The sequence below is a fragment of the Oleiphilus sp. HI0086 genome (assembly GCF_001635225.1).
Genome location: NZ_LWFZ01000744.1, coordinates 1 through 856 on the forward strand (window position 1 = coordinate 1; position 856 = coordinate 856).

General features: G+C 45.0%; 1 protein-coding gene. It reads right to left on the reverse strand.

Annotated features, from left to right (window positions below; translation table 11 throughout):
• Positions 1 to 37: 37 nt before the first annotated feature.
• Positions 38 to 856, reverse strand: an 819-nt coding sequence (locus A3756_RS12635) for an ABC transporter permease (RefSeq protein ID WP_068553617.1), incomplete at its 5' end; no start/stop codon positions are given.

Consider the following 856-nt stretch of genomic DNA (forward strand, 5'->3'; position numbering starts at 1 on the left):
TATTTCGTTACTTGTAGCTGTTCGGGCAGGTTAAGGCTTAAAGGCCTTTATTATCCCAAGACACTCGCTTTTGTATTTGTAACATTGCGCGATCTAACAAGAATCCGATAAAACCAATTACAACGACTGCTGCCATAATTCTACTTAGTGAATCTGAACTACCATTCTGGAATTCATCCCAAACGAACTTTCCAAGGCCTGGGTTTTGGGCCAACATTTCTGCGGCGATCAACACCATCCATGCGATACTTAAGGACAAGCGCATTCCGGTAAAGATCATCGGTACTGATGCAGGTAAAACAATTTTCTGAACATGTTTCAGAGCAGGTAATCGCAACACCTTACTTACGTTGACCAAGTTATCATCAATGGATGCAACACCCACTGACGTATTGATCACCATTGGCCATAAGCAGCAAAGTGTTACGGTGATCATCGAAACAATAAAGGACTTGGCTACCAGTGGATCTGACGAGACGTAGAGTGCACTCACCAAGATTGTCACCAAGGGTAACCAAGCCAAAGGAGAAACAGGTTTGAACACCTGAATAATCGGGTTAACAGCCGAGTTCAGTGTTTTATTCAGGCCAATGGCAATGCCTAGGGGAATCGCTATCGCTGCAGCCAATAAGAAGCCAGAAGCGACCGTCTTTAAGCTGGTAAAGATCTGATCGAGGAAAGTTTCTTTCCCGGTATACGCTCTGATTTTAGGCACATAAGATGGATCTTCAGCCACTCGTGCCGCATTTCTTTTCTCTTGCCTTTCGTAGAAGGCTTGCTCTTTAGTCCGCTCGGAAACGTGCTCATCATATAAAGAGACGAACTGCTCCATTACCATCGCGGGACCCGGAAACTG